Consider the following 18,236-nt stretch of genomic DNA (forward strand, 5'->3'; position numbering starts at 1 on the left):
CCTTCGGTTCTATAACGAATTCCTAGCGCTCGCTAGTTTTTTGTGTCAAAAACCTAGCGCTCACTAGAAATTGCTGTTAGCGTCTCCCGCCAGATGGCGATCCGCAGGGGCATCGCCACAGATGAAGGGACCAAGGATGTTCCGTTGGAAGGCCACAGCAGCCACCATCGCGATCGCCGCTCTCGCCCTCACCGGCTGCGCCGGTGCCGGGGACGACGGGTCGAGCGGAAGCGACTCCGGCCGAGCAGACCGGCTCACGCTCACCGCGATCGTCGCCCCGACGAGCTATGACATCGGCCAGGGCGCCGAATACGGCAACCGGAGCCCGTTCTTCCAGGCGGTCTTCGACACCGTGCTGCAGAAGAACTCCGCGGGCGAGATCGAGCCCTGGCTCGCCACCGAGTGGGAGTACAACGAAGACAACACCGTGCTGACGCTGACGCTCCGCGACGACGTGGAGTTCACCGACGGCACGCCGCTGGACGCCGAGGCGGTCGTGGCGAGCTTCGAGCGCTTCCGCGACGGGACCTCCCCGCAGGCCGCGACCTTCGCCGGCAAGGAGTTCGCGGCGGTCGACGCCACCACGGTCACCATCACGCAGCCGGCGCCCGACCCGTCGCTGATCAACCTCCTGTCGATCGCCCCCGGCCTCATCCAGGCCCCGTCGACCTTCGACGACCCCGACTCGGCCACCGAGCCGATCGGCTCGGGCCCGTACGTGCTCGACACCGCCTCGACGGTCACCGGCACGACTTACGTCTACACGGCCAACCCCGACTACTGGAACGCGGATGCCGTCAAGTACGACAACCTCACCATCAACGTCATCGAAGACCCGACGGCGACGCTCAACGCCCTGAAGGCCGGCGAGGCCAACGGCGCGAAGATCGTGAACAACGACACGATCCCCGAGATCGAGGCATCCGGCTGGACGATCGAGTCCAACGAGCTCGACTTCCACGGCCTGCTGCTCTTCGACCGCAACGGCACGATGGCTCCCGAACTCGCCGACGTGAAGGTGCGCCAGGCCATCAACATGGCGTTCGACCGCGAGGCGCTGCTCGAGGCGCTCCAGGCCGGCTACGGCACCGTCACCGAGCAGGTCTTCCCGGAGACGTCGGTCGGCTACGACGACGCGCTGGACAGCACCTACGAGTACGACCCGGAAGGCGCCAAGGAACTCCTCGCCGAGGCCGGCTACCCGGACGGGTTCTCGATCGACATGATGTCGACACCGGCCTTCCAGACCACGTTCGACCTCGTCGCCCAGCAGCTCGCCGACATCGGAATCACCGTGAACTACACCGACCCCGGCACCGGCAACTTCATCACCGACATGCTCGCCCCGAAGTACCCGGCGACGTGGATGGCGCTCGAGCAGAACCCGGACTGGCAGCTGATCAACTTCATGATCGCGCCCGACGCCACGTTCAACCCGTTCCACTCGCAGGACCCGCAGGTCGACGAGTACATCTCGACCATCCAGAACGGCACGCAGGAGGAGGCTGAGCAGGCGACGAAGGATCTCAACGCCTGGATCGTCGAGAACGCCTGGTTCGCACCGTTCTTCCGGGTCCAGGGCACGTACGCGACCGACGCGAACACGAACGTCGAGTTCTGGCCCACTAACGCCTACCCGTCGATCTTCGACTTCTCGCCGAAGAACTGAATCCTCTCCCCGTCCGCTCGCGCTCCGCGGGCGGACGGGGAGACACCACCCACGGGAAAGCGACATGCTCTCATTCATCCTCCGACGCGTGCTGTCGGGCGTCATCCTCATCGCGGTGATCTCGTTCCTCGCGTTCGTCCTGCTGTACGCCGCGGGCGGCGACATCGCCCGCCGCATCCTCGGCGAGAACGCCACCGCCGAGACCGTCGCCAAGAAGACCGAGCAGCTCGGGCTGGATCAGCCGCTGCTCCAGCAGTACTGGAACTGGGTCACCTCGGCGCTCACCGGCGACATGGGCCGCAGCTGGTTCACCGGCGAGCTGGTCTCGACGAGCGTCAGCAACCGCCTCGCGGTCACCCTCTCGATCGTGATCGGCGCGACGCTCGTGTCGGCTGTCATCGCGGTCGTGCTCGGCATCCTCGCCGCCCGCCGCGGCGGATGGGTCGACGGCAGCGTCCAGGTGATCTCCCTCATCGGCTTCGCCATCCCCGGCTTCCTCATCGCGCTCGGCCTCGTGCTCGTGTTCGCGATCAACCTGGGCTGGTTCAAGGCCACGGGCTATGTGCCCCTCACGACATCGGTGGCGGGATGGCTCTCATCGGTCACCCTGCCGATCGTGGCGCTGTCGATCGGCGCGATCGCGGCGGTCTCGCAACAGGTGCGCGGCTCGGTCATCGACGCGGTGTCGCGCGACTACGTCCGCACGCTCCGCTCGCGCGGCCTCAGCACGAACTCGGTCGTCTACCGTCACGTCCTCCGCAACGCCGGCGGCCCCGCACTCGCAGTCCTCGCCGTGCAGTTCATCGGCCTCCTGGGCGGCGCGGTGATCGTCGAGCAGGTCTTCGCGATCCCCGGCATGGGCCAGCTCACCGTCCGCGCGACGACCCTCGGCGACATCCCCGTCGTGATGGGCGTGGTGATCGCGTTCGCGATCATCGTCGTCATCGTGAACCTCCTCATCGACCTCGCCCAGGCGGCGCTGAACCCGAAGGTGCGACTCTCATGACCGCCATCGACGTCCCCCTCGACGTACCGGTCGCCCCGGTACGCGTCTCGCTCTGGCGCCGTCTGCTGCGCCGCCCCGTCGGCCTCGCTTCGCTGATCTTCCTCGTCTTCCTCGCAGTGATCGCCATCATCGGCCCGGCGATCGCCCCGCAGGACCCGAACTACGCCGACATCCGCAACGTGCTCGCCCCGCCGAGCGCCGCGCACCTGCTCGGCACCGACGGCAGCGGCCGCGACGTCTTCTCGCGCCTGCTGGCGGCGACCCAGACCACCGTCGCGGCGGCCCTCCTCGCCCTCGTCGTGGCGCTCGTCCTCGGTGTGATCAGCGGCCTCATCGCCGGCTACTACCAGGGCTGGTTCAACAGCGCCGCGACGTGGGTCACCGAGCTCAACATGGCCCTGCCCGGCATCGTGGTGCTCCTCGCGGCGCGCGCCGTGCTCGGCCCGTCGGTGTGGATCTCGATGTTCATCTTCGGCATCCTGCTCGCGCCGGCGTTCTACCGGCTGGTGTACGCGTCGGTGACCGCCGTGCGCACCGAGCTGTACGTCGATGCCGCCCGCGTGTCGGGTCTCAGCGACACGCGCATCATCGGACGCCACGTGCTCTCGGTGGTGCGGGCCCCGATCATCATCCAGTCCGCGATCATCGCGGGCATCGCCATCGCGATCCAGTCGGGCCTCGAGTTCCTGGGTCTCGGCGACATCGCCGTGCCCACCTGGGGCCAGATGCTCAACGACGGCTTCAAGAACATCTACAAAGAGCCTCTCCTGATGCTCTGGCCGTCGCTCGCGATCGCCCTCACGTGCATCGCGCTGACCCTCCTGGCCAACGTCATGCGCGACGAGATCGAGCGCACCGTGTCGGTGAGGCGCAAGCGCCGCCGCGCCGTGGCGACCGCGACCGGCTCGGTGGCCGCGGTGACGACCTCCGTCGGGCTCAGCGGCGGCGACGTCGTCGACCTCGACGAGCCGCCGATCTTCGAGAGCGACGGCGTCATCGTCCACAAGGGCGACGCGCGCACCAAGGCCACCGAGAAGGTGCTCGACGTCCGCGACCTGCACGTCGGCTACGACCAGCCCGACGGCTCGCACATCGAGGTGGTCCACGGCGTCTCGCTCGACATCCGCAAGGGCGAGGTGCACGGACTCATCGGCGAGTCGGGGTCGGGCAAGACGCAGACCGCGTTCGCGGTACTCGGCCTCCTTCCCCGCGGCGGTCACGTCACGGGCGGCTCCATCCTCTACGAAGGCGCCGAGCTCGCGGGGGCCGACGACCGCGGCTACGCCGGCCTGCGCGGCAAGCGCATCGGCTACATCCCCCAGGAGCCGATGTCGAACCTCGACCCGTCGTTCACGATCGGCAGCCAGCTGGTCGAGCCGCTGCGCAAGAACCTCGGGCTCTCGAAGAAGGCGGCCACCGACCGCTCGCTCGAGCTGCTCGCCCGGGTCGGCATCCCGAACCCGAAGCGCACGTTCGACGCGTACCCGTTCGAGGTGTCGGGAGGCATGGCGCAGCGCGTGCTCATCGCGGGCGCCGTCTCGACCGACCCCGACCTCATCATCGCCGACGAGCCGACGACGGCCCTCGACGTCACGGTGCAGGCCGAGGTGCTGGAACTCCTGCGCGACCTGCAGGCCGAGCGCCACATGGCGATGCTCCTGGTGACGCACAACTTCGGCGTCGTCGCCGACCTGTGCGACCGGGTCACGGTCATGCAGAGCGGCCGGTTCGTCGAGCAGGGACCCGTGCGCGCGATCTTCAACGACGCACACCACCCGTACACGCAGGCACTGCTGGACGCGATCCTCGACGAGGGTCCCGCCCGTGGCCCGCTCGTCACGAAGGGAGCACGGGCATGAGCACTCCACTGGACACCCAGGTGCAGGCCACCCCGCTGCTGGACATCAAGGACCTCGTCGTCGAGTACCCGGGCAAGGGGTTCCGCGCCCAGCCGTTCCGGGCCCTCAAGGGCGTCTCGCTCGACATCCTGCCGGGTGAGACGGTCGGCCTCGTCGGAGAGTCGGGGTCGGGCAAGACCACGCTCGGACGCGCGGCCCTCGGCCTCGCGCCGGTGACCGAGGGGTCGATCTTCTACGACGGCAAGGACATCTCGCACCTCAAGCGCCAGGAGCGCCGCGCGCTCAGCTCCGAGATCCAGGTCGTGTTCCAGGACCCGTACTCGTCGCTGAACCCGTCGATGACGATCGAGCAGATCCTCACCGAGCCGCTGACCGCGGCGGGCGTCTCTTCGAGTGAGGCAAAATCGCGTGTGCGCGACCTGCTCGATCAGGTGGGACTTCCCGCCGACGCTCGCGGTCGCCTTCCCCGCGAGTTCTCGGGCGGTCAGCGCCAGCGCGTCGCGATCGCGCGGGCGCTCGCGCTGCGGCCGCGGCTCATCGTGTGCGACGAGCCGGTGTCGGCGCTCGATCTGTCGACCCAGGCCCGCGTGCTGGACCTCTTCATCGACATCCAGAACCGCACCGGCGTCGCCTACCTCTTCGTGACGCACGACCTCGCGGTGGTGCGCCACATCAGCCACCGCGTCGCCGTGATGTATCGCGGCGAGATCGTCGAGACGGGCGACGGCGACCGGGTGACCTCCGAGCCCCAGCACCCCTACACCCAGCGTCTCTTCATGGCCGCGCCGGTCCCCGACCCCGACAAGCAGGAGGAGCGCCGCATCGCGCGCCGTGCCCTCCTCGACGCCGAAGCGTCCGCGAGCGTCGCCTGACGAAGACGGATGCTGCGGCTCGGCGCCTCCTGCGGGCGCCGGGTCGCAGCATCCGTCCCCTGAAACTCCCTTGAGAAAGAGCCTCCCCCGATGACCGACACCGCCACCTCCACGCACCCCGAATCGGTGCTGCACCTCGTGCCGCTGCTCGAGCGCCTCACGCTCGAGCAGAAGGCCGCCCTCGTGCAGGGCGCCGACTTCTGGACCACCGTCTCCCTGCCCGAGATCGGGCTCCGGGCGATGACCCTGTCGGACGGCCCGGCGGGCGTTCGCGGTCCGCGATGGGACGAGCGCGAGCCGTCGCTCAACCTGCCGTCGGGTTCGGCCCTCGCCGCCTCGTGGGACGTCGAGCTGGCCTACCGGTACGGCGCGGCCGCAGCATCCGAGGCCCGCCGCAAGGGTGTCGACGTCGTCCTCGGACCGACGATCAACCTGCACCGTTCGCCGCTCGGCGGCCGTCACTTCGAGTGCTTCAGCGAAGATCCCGAGCTGAGTGCCGAGCTCGCCGCCGCGTACGTGCGGGGTCTGCAGGACAACGGCGTCGCCGCGACGCCCAAGCATTATGTCGCCAACGACTCCGAGACCGACCGCTTCACCGTGGACGTCCGCGTCGGCGAGCGCGCGCTGCGCGAGCTGTACCTCGCACCGTTCGAGCGTGCCGTCGAGGCCGGAGCGTGGGCGATCATGAGCGCCTACAACGCCGTCGATGGCGTCACGATGACCGAGAACGACCTGCTCGAGACGCCGCTCAACTCGGAGTGGGGCTTCGACGGCGTCGTGATCAGCGACTGGACCGCCGTGCGCTCGCTCGACTCCGTGGCCGCCGCGCAGGACCTCGCGATGCCCGGACCGGCCCCCGCGTGGGGCGACCTGGTGGACGCGATCCGCGACGGCCGGGTGAGCGAGGCCGACCTCGACCGCAAGGTGCTGCGCCTGCTGCTGCTCGCCGAGCGCGTCGGCGCACTCGGCGACCGGGCGCCCCTCGAGCCCGCTCCGCTCGACGGTCCCGCGTTCGCGCGCGCCGCCGCGATCGAGGGCACCGTGCTGCTGCGCAACGAGGGAGTTCTGCCGGTGGATGCTGCGTCCCTCGGCCGCGTCGCCGTCATCGGGCAGAACGCGCGCGAGGCCCGCACGCAGGGCGGCGGCAGCGCCACCGTGATCCCCGCGTCCGTGGTCTCGCCGCTCGAGGCGATCCGCGCCGCGGTGCCGGCCGCGGACGTCCGTTACGAGATCGGCGCGGTCGTGCAGGAGGGGGTCGCCGAGATCCCGCTCGCACAGCTGACCAACCCGGCGACGGGCGAGGCCGGCATCCGCGTCGCGTTCTTCGGCGCCGACGGCACCGAGCTCTTCGCCGAGAACCGTAGATCGACGGCCCTGGTGTGGTTCGGCGGCGACGCGCCCATCGCGGCGAGCGCCACGGTGGTGTTCGAGACCCTGTTCACGCCGACCGAGTCGGGCGAGATCGAGCTCGGCTTCGCCGGTGCGAACCGGGGCAAGCTCTACGTCGACGAGCGTCTCGTGCTCGACGACGCGCCGGTCATCGAGGGCACCGACCTGGGCGCGGCCTTCCTCAACCCGCCGTCGATCACCGCCACGGTCGCCGTCGAGGCCGGTCGCGAGACCGCCGTCCGCGTCGAGTTCACGCGCGAGAGCCACGGCGCACTTTCGGGCGCGCTCAGCGCGACGCTCGGCATCGCGCCCGAGCGCACCGATCCCGACGAGCTCATCGCGCGAGCGGTCGCGGAGGCCGCGGCATCCGATGTCGCGATCGTCGTCGTGGGCACGAACTCGAAGGTCGAGTCGGAGGGCTACGACCGCACCAGCCTCGACCTTCCCGGCCGCCAGGACGACCTGGTGCGCGCCGTCGCCGCCACCGGCACGCCGACGATCGTCATCGTCAACGCGGGCTCGCCGGTGGTGCTGCCGTGGGCGGACGAGGTCGCGGCCGTCGTGCAGGGCTACTTCGGCGGGCAGGAGTTCGGGCACGCGATCGCCGACGTGCTCACCGGCGCCGCCGAACCCGGCGGCCGCCTTCCCACGACGTGGCCGGCGGCGCTGGCCGACGTGCCGGTGACCGAGGTCGTGCCCACCGACGGTCGCCTGGAGTACCGCGAGGGCCTGCACATCGGCTATCGCGCGTGGCTGAAGGCCGATGCCGAGCCCGCGTTCCCGTTCGGCCACGGACTCGGGTACACGACGTGGTCGTGGGGTGCGGCCCAGCGCATCGGCGACACGGTCGAGGTGACGCTCGCGAACACCGGCGACCGCGACGGCAAGCAGGTCGTGCAGGTGTACGCCGAGCGCGCGGTCTCAGCCGTGGAGCGCCCCGAGCGGTGGCTCGTCGGATTCGCGACCGTGCACGCCGCCGCCGGCGGGACGGTGACCGCGATCATCCCCGTTCCCCGGCGCCGCCTTGCGCACTGGGCCGGCGAGTGGGTCGTCGAGCCCGGCTCGTTCACGCTCCGCGCCGGCGCCTCGGTGGCGGACCTGCCGCTGTCGGTCGACTGGACCGTCGAGTCCTGACCCTCCGCCGGGCAGAACTCCTCAGATTTCGCCCGACAGGCCCCGCTAGGGGGTTGGTCGGGGCCGATGAGCCCCGAAATCTGCGGAGTTCTGCACATCGCGACATCACCCGCCCCACTGCCGAGAGGAACCTGATGCAGCACCTGACCACCGCCCGCCTCCGGGGGAGCGCCGACGAGCGGCTGGAAGAGGTCGTCGCCCGGCTCGAGGGATTCCTCGCCGCCGACCCCGACCTGTCGTTCCAGGTCGCGGCGTTCCATGACGGGCACCCCGTGCTCGACGCGTGGGGCGGGCCGCACCTGGCCGAGGACTCGGTCATCGTGCCCTACTCGGTCACGAAGAACACGATCGGGCTCTCGATCGGCCTTCTGGTCGAGCGGGGCGAGCTCGACCTCGACGAGCGCGTCGCGACCTACTGGCCCGAGTTCGCGGCCAAGGGCAAGCAGCACGTCACGGTGCGCCAGCTGCTGTCGCACCAGGCCGGCCTGCCGCAGGCCGCACCCGCACTCACGTGGGACGAACTGCTCGACCACCATGCGGCGGCGGAGCGGCTCGCGGCGAGCCGCCCGTACTGGTACCCGGGAAGCGCATTCGGCTATCACGCCATCACGATCGGCAACCTCGGCGACGAGCTCGTCTTCCGGGTGACCGGACGGACGCTGCACGAGTTCTACGAGCAGGAGATCCGCGCCCCGCACGGCGTCGACTTCTTCCTCGGCCTTGCCGCCGACCAGGAGCACCGTCGGGTGGACGTGCTGCCGATGATCAGGCCGGTGTCCGACACGTCCGCACCGACCTTCTCGGCGCTCGGCCCGGTCGTGTTCGGCTCGATGGGCGGCGAGGTCGACCTCGCCAACTCGCGCCGCAGCTGGGCGTACGGCCATCCCGCCGGTTCGGGCACCGGCACCGCCCGCGGCCTCGCGCGCCTCTTCGCCGCGGCGGTCACCGGCGTCGACGGCGCCGATCCGTTCCTCAGCGCCGACACGGTGGCTGAGATCGGCCAGCAGCAGATCCGCGGCTACGACGAGGTGCTCCACCAGCAGGACCGCGCGCACGCGATCGTGTTCCAGAAGCCGTCGCAGCAGCTCGCGTTCGGCGGGCCGCGTGCGTTCGGCCACGACGGCGCCGCCGGAGCGCTCGCCTGCGTCGACCCCGACACCGGGCTGGCGTTCGCATGGACGATCGCGCGCGGCCCGTGGCCGGGCGGCGCGGACCCGCGTGCGGTCGCGCTCGCCCGGGAACTCGGCATCCGTCTCTCGTCCTGAACCTCGCCCCGAAGGAACCTCGTGAGCACGCTCTTCAACCCCCTCATCAACGGCTTCCACCCCGACCCGAGCGTCGTGGCGGTCGACGGCGCGTATTACCTCGCGACGTCGACGTTCGAGTACCTCCCCGGCATTCCGATCCACCGCTCGACGGACTTCGAGACGTGGGAGCTCATCGGCCACGTCGCGACGCGGCCCGGACAGCTGGGCGTCGAGGAGGTGCCGACCGGGGGCGGCGCGTGGGCGCCGACGATCCGTCATCACGACGGGATCTTCCACCTCGTCATCACCGATGCGATGGGCCGCGGCATGCTGCACTTCACCGCGACGGATGCCGCGGGTCCGTGGAGCGACGGCGACCTGCTCGTGAAGGCCGACGGGTCGGGCACGCTCGAGGGCATCGACCCCGACATCGCCTGGGACGCCGACGGCACCTGCTACGTCACGTTCTCGGGGCTGCAGCTGACAGGTGCGCTGAATCCCAACCAGCCGGCGCACCTCGGGATCCAGCAGGTGCGGGTCGACCTCGCGTCGCACCGTGCGCTCGAGGAGCCGCGCTCGCTGTGGTCGGGTACGGGGCTGATGTTTCCGGAGGCGCCGCACCTCTACGCGATCGACGGCGCGTGGTACCTCCTGATCGCCGAGGGCGGCACCGAGCGCGGGCACTCGATCTCGATCGCGCGGGGCTCCTCGCCCGAAGGCCCGTTCGTCGGCGCTCCGGGCAACCCCCTCGTCTCGGCACGCTCGACGCCGCGGCCGATCCAGAACACCGGCCACGGCGACCTCGTCGTCGGCCCCGACGGCGACTGGCTGTGCGTGCTGCTCGGCGTGCGGCCGCGCAGCGGCACCCGCGCCTTCTCGGCGCTCGGGCGCGAGACCTTCGTGACGCCGGTGACGTGGGACGACGGGTGGCCCGCGATCGCGCCTGTCGAGCTGAACCCGCGGCCCGGCACGCGTGTCGAGGTCGACTTCGACGGCCCGCTCGACCACGAGTGGGTCGGCATCCGCCGGCTGCCCGCCGAGATCGCCGACCTCTCCTCGCGTGAGGGCGCCCTCGTGCTCCGCGCCGACGGCACGACGCTCGCCGACTCGCGCCCCGTCTTCGTGGGCCGCCGCCAGGAGCACCTGAACAACGCGGTGACCGTGCGCGTCGACGTCAGCGGCTGCGTGGGCGGTCTGGCTGTGCGCTACGACGAAGGCTTCCGGCTCGAGATCGAGGCCGGTCGCGGCACCGTCACGGCCCGCGCAGCGCTCGGCGGCCTGCTGCAGGAGTGGAGCGCCCCGCTCCAGGGCGACATCGTCGACCTGCACCTCGACTCCGCGAAGCCCGGCCCGGGCTGGCGCATGGTCTCGACGAGCGACATCTTCCACGTCGGGTTCACGGCCGACGGCGGCGAGCGCGTCGAGCTCGCCGAGGTCGACGGGCGGTTCCTGTCGTCGGAGGTCGCGGAATCGTTCACGGGCCGCGTCATCGGCGTGTACGCCGTCGAGGGCGACGTCGCCGTGCTCGGCTGGACCGCGGAGGGAGACGACGAATGACGGATGCTGCGACTCCCGCCTCCACCGGACACCCGAGCCCGCGCGTCGCGACGCTGCGGGCCGAGCTCCGCGACGACACCGCCTTCGTCGCGACGCCGGAGCCCCGTCTGACCTGGACGGTGTCCGCGGCGCCCGCCTGGCTCCAGGCCGCGGCCGAGATCACCGACGGCATCGAGACCCGGTCGCACGAAAGCGGCGACTCGGTGCTCGTCCCGTGGCCGTTCGCGCCGCTCGCCCCCGGTGAGACCCGCGAGGTCCGGGTGCGGGTGCACGCCGCCGACGGCCGCGCGACAGGCTGGAGCGCACCGCTCGAGGTCGCCGCAGGGTTCCTCGCCGACGGCGAGTGGGTCGCGCAGCCTGTCGGGCTCGCCGTGCCCGCGCGTGACGCGCAACCCGCGCTCGTGCGCACCCGCTTCACCCTCGACCGCCCGGTCGAGCGCGCGGTGCTGTTCTGGACGGCACTCGGCGTCGCCGAGCCGGAGCTCAACGGCGCGCCCGTCTCGGACGACGTGCTCTCCCCCGGGTGGACCGCGTACCGCGACCGCCTCGTGCACGAGACGGTCGACGTGACCGGCCTGGTCCGCGAGGGCGAGAACGTGCTGGGCGCGGCGATCGCCGGCGCCTGGTACACCGAGAAGTACGGCTTCTTCACCTTCACGAACCGCCTCTACGGCACGCAGCCGTCGTTCCTCGCGCAGCTGCGCATCACCTACTCCGACGGATCGACAGAGACCGTGGCCGCGACCGGCGACGGCTGGACCGCGACCGGCGACGGGCCCGTCGTCGACAGCGGGATCTACGCCGGCGAGCACCAGGACCTCCGGCACGAGATCCCCGGCTGGTCCTCGCCCGGACGACCCGGCGACGCGGACTCCGTCTGGGCCCCCGCCCGCGTGGGGGCCGCCGCCCTTCCCGGCTACGAGAACGTCCCCGTGCCCGAGGCGCGCGTCGCGCCGCCCGTGCGCCGCATCGACACGCTGCCCGTCGTCGACGTCATCGACTCCCCGTCCGGCGGCCGGATCCTCGACTTCGGCCAGAACCTCGTCGGGCGGCTGCGGCTGCGGGTGAGGGGCGCCGCCGGCACGCGCGTGACGGCGCGCCACGCCGAGGTGCTCGAGGACGGCGAGCTCAGCATCCGCCCCCTCCGCAATGCGCGGGCGACCGCGACGTTCGATCTGTCGGGCGCGGACGACGTTCTCGAGTCGCGGTTCTCGTTCTACGGCTTCCGCTACGCCGAGGTGACCGGACTCGACGTCGACTCGTCGCAGGTCGAGGCGGTCGTGCTGCACAGCGACCTCCGCCGCACCGGCTGGTTCGCCTCATCCCACGCGCAGCTGGACCGGCTGCATGAGAACGTCGTGTGGGGCATGCGCGGCAACTTCCTGTCGCTCCCGACGGACTGCCCGCAGCGGGACGAGCGGCTGGGCTGGACAGGCGACATCCAGGTGTTCTCGCCGACGGCGAGCTTCCTCTACGACGTCGACGGCTTCCTGACGTCGTGGCTGCGCGACCTCTCGTTCGAGCAGGCCCGCAGCGACGGCACCGTGCCCGTCGTCGTCCCCGCTGCGCTCCCCTCGTTCGGCGGGCTCGGGCCCACCGCGGCATGGGGCGACGCGGCCACCGTCGTGCCCACCGTGCTGCACCAGCGCTTCGGCGACATCGGCGTGCTGGCCGCCCAGTACCCGAGCATGAAGGCGTGGGTCGACGCCGTGCTCCGCGACGCGGGCGACACCGGCCTGTGGGCCGGCCGCATGCAGCTGGGCGACTGGCTCGACCCGGCGGCCCCGCCCGACAAGCCCGGGCAGGCGAAGGTCGACGGCGACATCGTCGCGACGGCGTACCTCGCCCGGTCGCTCCGCCAGGTGGCAGACGCCGCATCCGTTCTGGGAGAGGACACGGATGCTGCGGCCTATGCATCACTCGCGGAGCGCAGCCGCGCCGCCTTCGTGGCGGAGTACGTGACGCCGGCCGGTCGCATGATGAGCGACGCGCCGACCGCCTACGCGCTGGCCCTCGAGTTCGACCTCGTCACCGACGCGGGCGTGCGCGACGCCCTCGCCGAGCGCCTCGCGGCGCTCGTGCGGGAGGGCGGCTATCGCATCGGCACCGGATTCGTCGGCACCCCGCTCGTCACCGACGCGCTCACTCGGGCCGGCAGGCTCGCCGCGGCCGAGCGCCTGCTCCTGCAGACCGAGTGCCCGTCGTGGCTCTACCCGGTGACGATGGGGGCGACCACCGTGTGGGAGCGCTGGGACAGCCTCCTCCCCGACGGGTCGGTGAACCCCGGCGAGATGACGTCGTTCAACCACTACGCCCTGGGTGCGGTGGCCGACTGGCTGCATCGCTCGGTGGCCGGTCTCGCGCCCGCCGCACCGGGTTACCGCCGCGTGCGGATCGCACCGCGCCCTCTGGCCGGGCTCGACCACGCGTCGGCCCGGCACGTGACGCCGTACGGCGAGGCATCCGTGTCCTGGGTCCGTGACGGCGACGACATCGTCGTGACCGCGGAGGTTCCGGCGAACACCACGGCCGAGCTGGACGTCCCCCTCGGGCCGCGCCTCTCCGAGGTGGGTTCGGGGCGGCACGAATGGCGCGTTCCGGCGGAGCCGGCACGCGCATTGCCGCCCCTGCCCGGTCTCACGGCGTCCCTCGCGGAGGTGATCGACGACCCGCGCGCCTATCAGGCACTGCTGGACACGCTCGGCGAAGCCGACGAGGATCGGGCGCGGACCGTGCGCACCGAGACCCGCTGGGCCGAAGGACGCCCGGTCTCGACCGCCCTCATGTTCATGCCGCCGGCTCTGCTCCACGCCGTGGACACCGCCATCCGCTCCGCCACAGCCCGCTGACGCGGCCGATTCGGCCGCCAGAGAGAAGGAACGACCACGATGTTCGACCGCGCCTCCACCTTCGGAGACACCCTCGACAGCCCCGCCGGCCGCGCCGTGCTCGAGACCCATCTCCCCGGCATCGCCGCGTCGCCCATGGCGGCGCAGTACCGGGGCGCGCGGCTGGGCCAGCTCGTGGCACTCGTCCCCGCCCTCGAGGACCCCGACGCGCAGGAACTCCTCTGGGAGGCGCTCGCGGGCATCGAAGACGGCGATGACGCGCGTGCCCCGTACGCGCCGGCGATCAGCCCCGACCCGGCCTACGAGAGCGCGGAGGTGACGCGGGGGTCAGCATCCGTCGTCCTTCCCTCCCCGACGACGAAGTGGGGCGTCCTCGAGGTGCGCTTCGACGGCCCGAGCCACGGCAACCCGTTCGTCGACGTCGAGCTCGACGCCGTGTTCACGCGGCCCGACGGCTCCACCGTGCGGGTCGGCGGCTTCTACGACGGCGACGGCCGGTATCTCGTGCGCGCCCTCGCCGACGCCGAGGGCGACTGGACCTTCGTCACGCGCTCGACGGCGCGGTCGCTCGACGGTCTCGGCGGCACGGTCACCGTGACGGCAGCGCGCGCGGGCGCCCACGGGCCGGTGCGGGTCGACGGCTTCCACTTCCGGCATGCCGACGGCACCCGCCACCGCCCCCTCGGCACCACGGCGTACGCCTGGACGCACCAGAGCGACGAGCTGCAGGAGCGGACCCTGCAGACGCTCGCCGAAGCGCCGTTCACGAAGATCCGCATGTGCCTGTTCCCGAAGTCGTACCTGTTCAACGCGAACGAGCCGAGCGACTTCGTGTTCCCCGGGTCGCTCGACGACGGCTTCGACCTCGAGCGGTTCGACCCCGCCCACTTCCGCCGGCTCGAGCAGCGCATTGCGCAGCTGGGCGAGCTGGGCATCGAGGCCGACCTCATCCTGTTCCACGCGTACGACCGGTGGGGCTTCGCCGACCTCGGCCCGGCCGTCGACGAGCGCTACCTGCGCTATGCCGTGCGACGCCTCGCCGCGTTCTCGAACGTGTGGTGGTCGATGGCGAACGAGTACGACCTGCTGTGGTCGAAGACCGGCGCCGACTGGGAGCGCCTGGCCGCGGTCGTCGGCGAGGAGGATCCCTTCGGCCACCTCAACTCGATCCACAACTGCCGACCGCTCTACGACTACGCGAAGCCGTGGATCACGCACGTCAGCATCCAGCGCGTCGACGTCTACCGCACGGCCGAGAACACCGACGAGTGGCGTGAGAACTGGGGCAAGCCCGTCGTGATCGACGAGTGCGCCTACGAGGGCGACATCGATCAGGGCTGGGGCAACATCACCGGCGAGGAGATGGTGCGCCGGTTCTGGGAGGGCGCGGTACGCGGCGGCTACGTCGGCCACGGCGAGACCTACCTCCCCTCGGCGCTCGGGCTCGACGACGAGGTGCTGTGGTGGTCGAAGGGCGGCGTTCTGCACGGCACGTCTCCTGACCGCATCGGGTTCCTCGAGCGGCTGCTCGCCGACGCGCCCGAGGGCGTATGGGACCCGCTCCCGTCCGACTGGGACGTCCCGTGGGGCGGCGCCGACACCCACCGCGTCGGTTACTTCGGCTTCAACCGCCCTCGCTTCCGCAATGTCGTGCTCGGCGACGGCGAGTGGACGATCGACGTCATCGACACCTGGAACATGACCGTCGAGCGGCTCGAGGGCACCCACCGCACCACGGTGCGGGTGGCGCTCCCCGGCCGCCCGTTCATGGCCGTCCGCGCGATCCGCGTCGCCGACTGACGGGCACGCGGGCCGTCGGGCGACCGGCATCCGTCAGAGCGTCGCGCCGCCGCGCACGGCCACGGCGAGGACGACCGCGAGGCCGGTGACCCCGACCGCGAGGATGAACACGGCGAGGATGCCGAGAACGCCGCCGCCCGGCATCCTCGCCCTGTCGCCCTCGACGCGGAGGACCTCGTTCACACGGCGGTACCGCCGTCGTGCGCTGAGGTAGAGCCATGTGGTGGCCAGCAGGCCGGCGACGCCGCCGAGCGCCCACCAGGCGTCGCCGAATGCCGACGGCAGGAGACGGAACGCCACGAGCGAGCCGACCGCGAGTGCCAGCGCCGTGCGCCGCCACGCCAGTTCGGTGCGCTCGGGCTGCAGGCCGTCGTCGAAGAGCGGGGTCATCGCAGCAGGATCGCCAGGATCACGAGGATCCCGGCCAGCGTCACCGAGGAGCCGAGAAGGACCCCGAGCGGCGAGGTCGGCAGGGGCCTCCCCTCGCGGAGCGCGAGCTCGGTGCGCATCCAGCCGAACCAGGCGAGCGCGGGGGTGAGGATGCCGACGGCGACGAGCACCACAGACGCCGCCAGGCGAAGCCCGGCGTGGAGGTCCAGCCCGAGCACTTCGAGCGCGACGCCACCCGCGATCAGGGCGAGCGCCGTTCGGATCCACGCGAGGAAGGTGCGCTCGTTGGCGAGGGTGAACCGGGCGTCGGGTTCGGTTCCCCGCGAGAACACCGAGCGGGGAAAGCGTCGATCGCTCATCCGGCGACCGTCCAGGGGATCACGGCGAGGGACATCGGAGCCTCCGGTCAACGCGTCCCGCGCACGCCGACTCGTTCGAGGTGCGCGTTCGAGAAGCGGCCGTCGGGGTCCAGCCGCTCGAACACAGCGCGCGCGTCGGCGAGGCGCGGGTGCACGCGCTCGATCGCGGCCCGATCGAAGCCGTGGAGCTTGCCCCAGTGCGGGCGCGCCTCGAACGGCTCGAGCGCGGCCTCCACGCGGGCGACCGCGGCCGCGACCTCGTCCGGGTGGTTGTGCCACGTGAAGTGGATGATCACGACGTCGCGCCGGTACGCCGGGCTCAGCCACAGCTCGTCGGCGGCGGCGGTACGCAGCTCGGTCCAGATGAGATGCGGACGGATGCTGTCGCCCAGCGCCCGCACCGCGTTCAGCGCCGCGATCGCATCGGCGCGGGCGACGAAGTACTCGCTCTGGATCTCGTCGCCGAACGACGGCTCGGCGTCGAGGCGGAAGTGCGGGAGTCGCAGCATCCAGGGTCCTGGCGCGGAGAGTTCCGTGACGTTGTCCTCCACGCCGAGCGGCGATTCCTCCGCCTGGGCGCGCACCCCGTCGAGGATCGTGTCGGGCACGGCATCGTCGTCGGCGTCCAGTCGCGTCTTCACCCAGATGAAGCCGATCGACGGCTCCTCCCAGCGCGAGAACACCGAGACGCTGTACCCCGCCGAGGTGAGCTCGTCGTAGGAGGCGAGCGCGGCCTCCCACGAGACGCCGGAGTAGATGTCCTGCCGGGCGCGGAACGCGGGCACGATGTCGAGGGTCAGCGACACCACGATGCCGTAGGCGCCGAGCCCGACCACGAGGGCCTCGAAGTCGGGGTCGCCGCGGCGCACGTCGTGCACCTCGGCATCGGCCCCGACGTAGCGGAGTGCCCGGACGGATGCCGACAGCACCGGATTCGCATCGCCCGAACCGTGGGTTCCGGTGGCCGTCGCGCCGCCGACGTTGATGTGCGGGAGCGACCCCATGTTGCGCAGAGCCCACCCGCGGTCGTCGAGCCAGACCGCGAGCACGCCGTAGCGGACGCCGGCGGGCACGGTGACCGTCTGCGCCGCTTCGTCGAGCGCGAACTCGGCCGCGAACCCCGTCACGTCGACGAGCGTGCCGGTGGTGTCGGGGAGATCGGTGAAGGAGTGCCGGGTGCCGAGCGCGCGCACCCGGCCGGGTTCGCGCAGCACCCGCACGACGTCGTCGACCGACGTCGCTTCGACGATCCGCGGTGCAGCGTACTCGTAGGTTCCAGCCCAATTGCGCGCCATCGCGCCCCCTTCTCGGATCTGCGGTTCAGTGCGCGGCTTCGGCCGCGAGTCGTTGCGAGGCGGTCGCCATGTGCAGCGCCATCGCGGAGGCCGCGGCATCCTCATCCTCCGCCTCGATGGCGCGGAAGACGGCGTCGTGCTCGTCGATGGCGGTGCGGGCCTCGTCCTCGTCGTGGACGGCCCGGTCGGCGTACACCTGCAGCAGCGACCGCACGACGTGCAGCAGGTCGATGAGCGTGTCGTTGCCCGCGGCCGCGGCCAGCGCGTTGTGGAAATCGAGGTCGGCCCGCGCGAACGCCGTGAGGTCGCCCACGCCGCCGCGCATCCGCTCGAGAGATCCCGAGATCGCAGTCAGATCGGATGCTGCGGCCCGGCCGGCGGCGAGACGTGCGACGTAGATCTCGAGCCCCGAGCGCAGCTCGAGCAGCTCGGCCGTGTTCTTCTGCCCGATCAGCAGTCCCCAGCGCAGCGTCTGCGGCAGGAGTTCGCTCGCGGTGCCGCGGAGATACGTGCCCGAGCCCGGACGCACGTCGACGATGCCGAGGATCTCGAGCGCGGCCAGGGCCTCCCGCACCGCGGATCGCCCGACGCCGAGCGTGGCCGCGAGCTGTCGTTCCGGGGGCAGGCGGGTGCCGGCCTCGAGGTCCCCGCTGGTGAAGAGGTCCATCAGGCGACGGGCGACCTCTGACACGGGCGTGCCCGTCGGGAGCGCGCCCAGGGCCGCCGTGATCTCGGCCGAGCGGTCGTCGGGATAGGCGGGCATGCGAACAACCTATCCTGCGTGCAGCGACAGAGAAAGGTTTTGGTCAA

Annotated in this window: 13 protein-coding genes; 9 read left to right on the forward strand and 4 right to left on the reverse strand. The window is 71.5% G+C overall.

Going from position 1 to position 18,236, the window contains the following annotated elements:
- The first annotated feature begins 136 nt into the window (after positions 1-136).
- The 9 genes from ACEYYH_RS18760 (at position 137) to ACEYYH_RS18800 (ending at position 15,382) form a co-directional block, all read left to right on the forward strand.
- A complete protein-coding gene (locus tag ACEYYH_RS18760; RefSeq protein ID WP_374975811.1) occupies positions 137-1,669 on the forward strand; it encodes an ABC transporter substrate-binding protein in 1,533 nt (510 codons plus the stop codon).
- Positions 1,670-1,733: 64 nt separating this feature from the next.
- On the forward strand, positions 1,734-2,675 hold the full coding sequence (locus ACEYYH_RS18765) for an ABC transporter permease (protein ID WP_374975812.1): 942 nt from the start codon (positions 1,734-1,736) through the stop codon (positions 2,673-2,675).
- Positions 2,672-4,534, forward strand: coding sequence for a dipeptide/oligopeptide/nickel ABC transporter permease/ATP-binding protein (locus ACEYYH_RS18770; RefSeq protein ID WP_374975813.1), 1,863 nt, complete (start codon positions 2,672-2,674; stop codon positions 4,532-4,534). The genes ACEYYH_RS18765 and ACEYYH_RS18770 overlap by 4 nt, the downstream gene beginning before the upstream one ends.
- A complete protein-coding gene (locus tag ACEYYH_RS18775; protein ID WP_374975814.1) occupies positions 4,531-5,406 on the forward strand; it encodes an ATP-binding cassette domain-containing protein in 876 nt (291 codons plus the stop codon). The genes ACEYYH_RS18770 and ACEYYH_RS18775 overlap by 4 nt, the downstream gene beginning before the upstream one ends.
- Before the next feature lie 90 nt (positions 5,407-5,496).
- Complete coding sequence (locus ACEYYH_RS18780; protein ID WP_374975815.1) at positions 5,497-7,929, forward strand: glycoside hydrolase family 3 protein; 2,433 nt, start codon at positions 5,497-5,499, stop codon at positions 7,927-7,929.
- A 134-nt stretch (positions 7,930-8,063) separates the two neighbouring features.
- Positions 8,064-9,194 carry a serine hydrolase domain-containing protein gene (locus ACEYYH_RS18785; RefSeq protein ID WP_374975816.1) on the forward strand — a complete coding sequence of 377 codons (1,131 nt, stop codon included), beginning with the start codon at positions 8,064-8,066 and terminating at the stop codon, positions 9,192-9,194.
- Between the two features lie 21 nt (positions 9,195-9,215).
- On the forward strand, positions 9,216-10,733 hold the full coding sequence (locus ACEYYH_RS18790) for a family 43 glycosylhydrolase (protein WP_374975817.1): 1,518 nt from the start codon (positions 9,216-9,218) through the stop codon (positions 10,731-10,733).
- Complete coding sequence (locus ACEYYH_RS18795; protein WP_374975818.1) at positions 10,730-13,582, forward strand: family 78 glycoside hydrolase catalytic domain; 2,853 nt, start codon at positions 10,730-10,732, stop codon at positions 13,580-13,582. Before ACEYYH_RS18790 ends, ACEYYH_RS18795 begins: the two co-directional genes overlap by 4 nt.
- Positions 13,583-13,621: 39 nt before the next feature.
- A complete protein-coding gene (locus ACEYYH_RS18800) occupies positions 13,622-15,382 on the forward strand; it encodes a DUF5605 domain-containing protein (protein WP_374975819.1) in 1,761 nt (586 codons plus the stop codon).
- A 33-nt stretch (positions 15,383-15,415) separates the two neighbouring features.
- Here the strand turns inward: ACEYYH_RS18800 and ACEYYH_RS18805 are convergent, their stop codons facing one another.
- Genes ACEYYH_RS18805 through ACEYYH_RS18820 form a run of 4 tightly spaced genes read right to left on the reverse strand, consistent with a single transcriptional unit; the run spans position 15,416 to position 18,189 of the window.
- Complete coding sequence (locus ACEYYH_RS18805; protein ID WP_374975820.1) at positions 15,416-15,772, reverse strand: DUF202 domain-containing protein; 357 nt, start codon at positions 15,770-15,772, stop codon at positions 15,416-15,418.
- The gene (locus ACEYYH_RS18810; protein ID WP_374975821.1) at positions 15,769-16,131 is read right to left on the reverse strand and encodes a YidH family protein; all 363 of its coding nucleotides are present in this window, start codon (positions 16,129-16,131) and stop codon (positions 15,769-15,771) included. Before ACEYYH_RS18810 ends, ACEYYH_RS18805 begins: the two co-directional genes overlap by 4 nt.
- A 47-nt stretch (positions 16,132-16,178) precedes the next feature.
- Entirely contained in the window at positions 16,179-17,426 is a 1,248-nt protein-coding gene (locus ACEYYH_RS18815) for a D-arabinono-1,4-lactone oxidase (protein WP_374975822.1), read from the reverse strand.
- Positions 17,427-17,451: 25 nt separating this feature from the next.
- A complete protein-coding gene (locus ACEYYH_RS18820; RefSeq protein WP_374975823.1) occupies positions 17,452-18,189 on the reverse strand; it encodes a FadR/GntR family transcriptional regulator in 738 nt (245 codons plus the stop codon).
- Between the last annotated feature and the right edge of the window lie 47 nt (positions 18,190-18,236).

This window comes from Microbacterium trichothecenolyticum (assembly GCF_041938625.1).
Classification (GTDB): domain Bacteria; phylum Actinomycetota; class Actinomycetes; order Actinomycetales; family Microbacteriaceae; genus Microbacterium; species Microbacterium trichothecenolyticum_D.

Bases quoted from the DNA above. Each gene is read 5' to 3' on its own strand.
- ACEYYH_RS18760 (WP_374975811.1), top strand. From the start codon at position 137: ATGTTCCGTTGGAAGGCCACAGCAGCCACCATCGCGATCGCCGCTCTC.
- ACEYYH_RS18765 (WP_374975812.1), top strand. From the start codon at position 1,734: ATGCTCTCATTCATCCTCCGACGCGTGCTGTCGGGCGTCATCCTCATC.
- ACEYYH_RS18770 (WP_374975813.1), top strand. From the start codon at position 2,672: ATGACCGCCATCGACGTCCCCCTCGACGTACCGGTCGCCCCGGTACGC.
- ACEYYH_RS18775 (WP_374975814.1), top strand. From the start codon at position 4,531: ATGAGCACTCCACTGGACACCCAGGTGCAGGCCACCCCGCTGCTGGAC.
- ACEYYH_RS18780 (WP_374975815.1), top strand. From the start codon at position 5,497: ATGACCGACACCGCCACCTCCACGCACCCCGAATCGGTGCTGCACCTC.
- ACEYYH_RS18785 (WP_374975816.1), top strand. From the start codon at position 8,064: ATGCAGCACCTGACCACCGCCCGCCTCCGGGGGAGCGCCGACGAGCGG.
- ACEYYH_RS18795 (WP_374975818.1), top strand. From the start codon at position 10,730: ATGACGGATGCTGCGACTCCCGCCTCCACCGGACACCCGAGCCCGCGC.
- ACEYYH_RS18800 (WP_374975819.1), top strand. From the start codon at position 13,622: ATGTTCGACCGCGCCTCCACCTTCGGAGACACCCTCGACAGCCCCGCC.
- ACEYYH_RS18805 (WP_374975820.1), bottom strand. From the start codon at position 15,772: ATGACCCCGCTCTTCGACGACGGCCTGCAGCCCGAGCGCACCGAACTG.
- ACEYYH_RS18810 (WP_374975821.1), bottom strand. From the start codon at position 16,131: ATGAGCGATCGACGCTTTCCCCGCTCGGTGTTCTCGCGGGGAACCGAA.
- ACEYYH_RS18815 (WP_374975822.1), bottom strand. From the start codon at position 17,426: ATGGCGCGCAATTGGGCTGGAACCTACGAGTACGCTGCACCGCGGATC.
- ACEYYH_RS18820 (WP_374975823.1), bottom strand. From the start codon at position 18,189: ATGCCCGCCTATCCCGACGACCGCTCGGCCGAGATCACGGCGGCCCTG.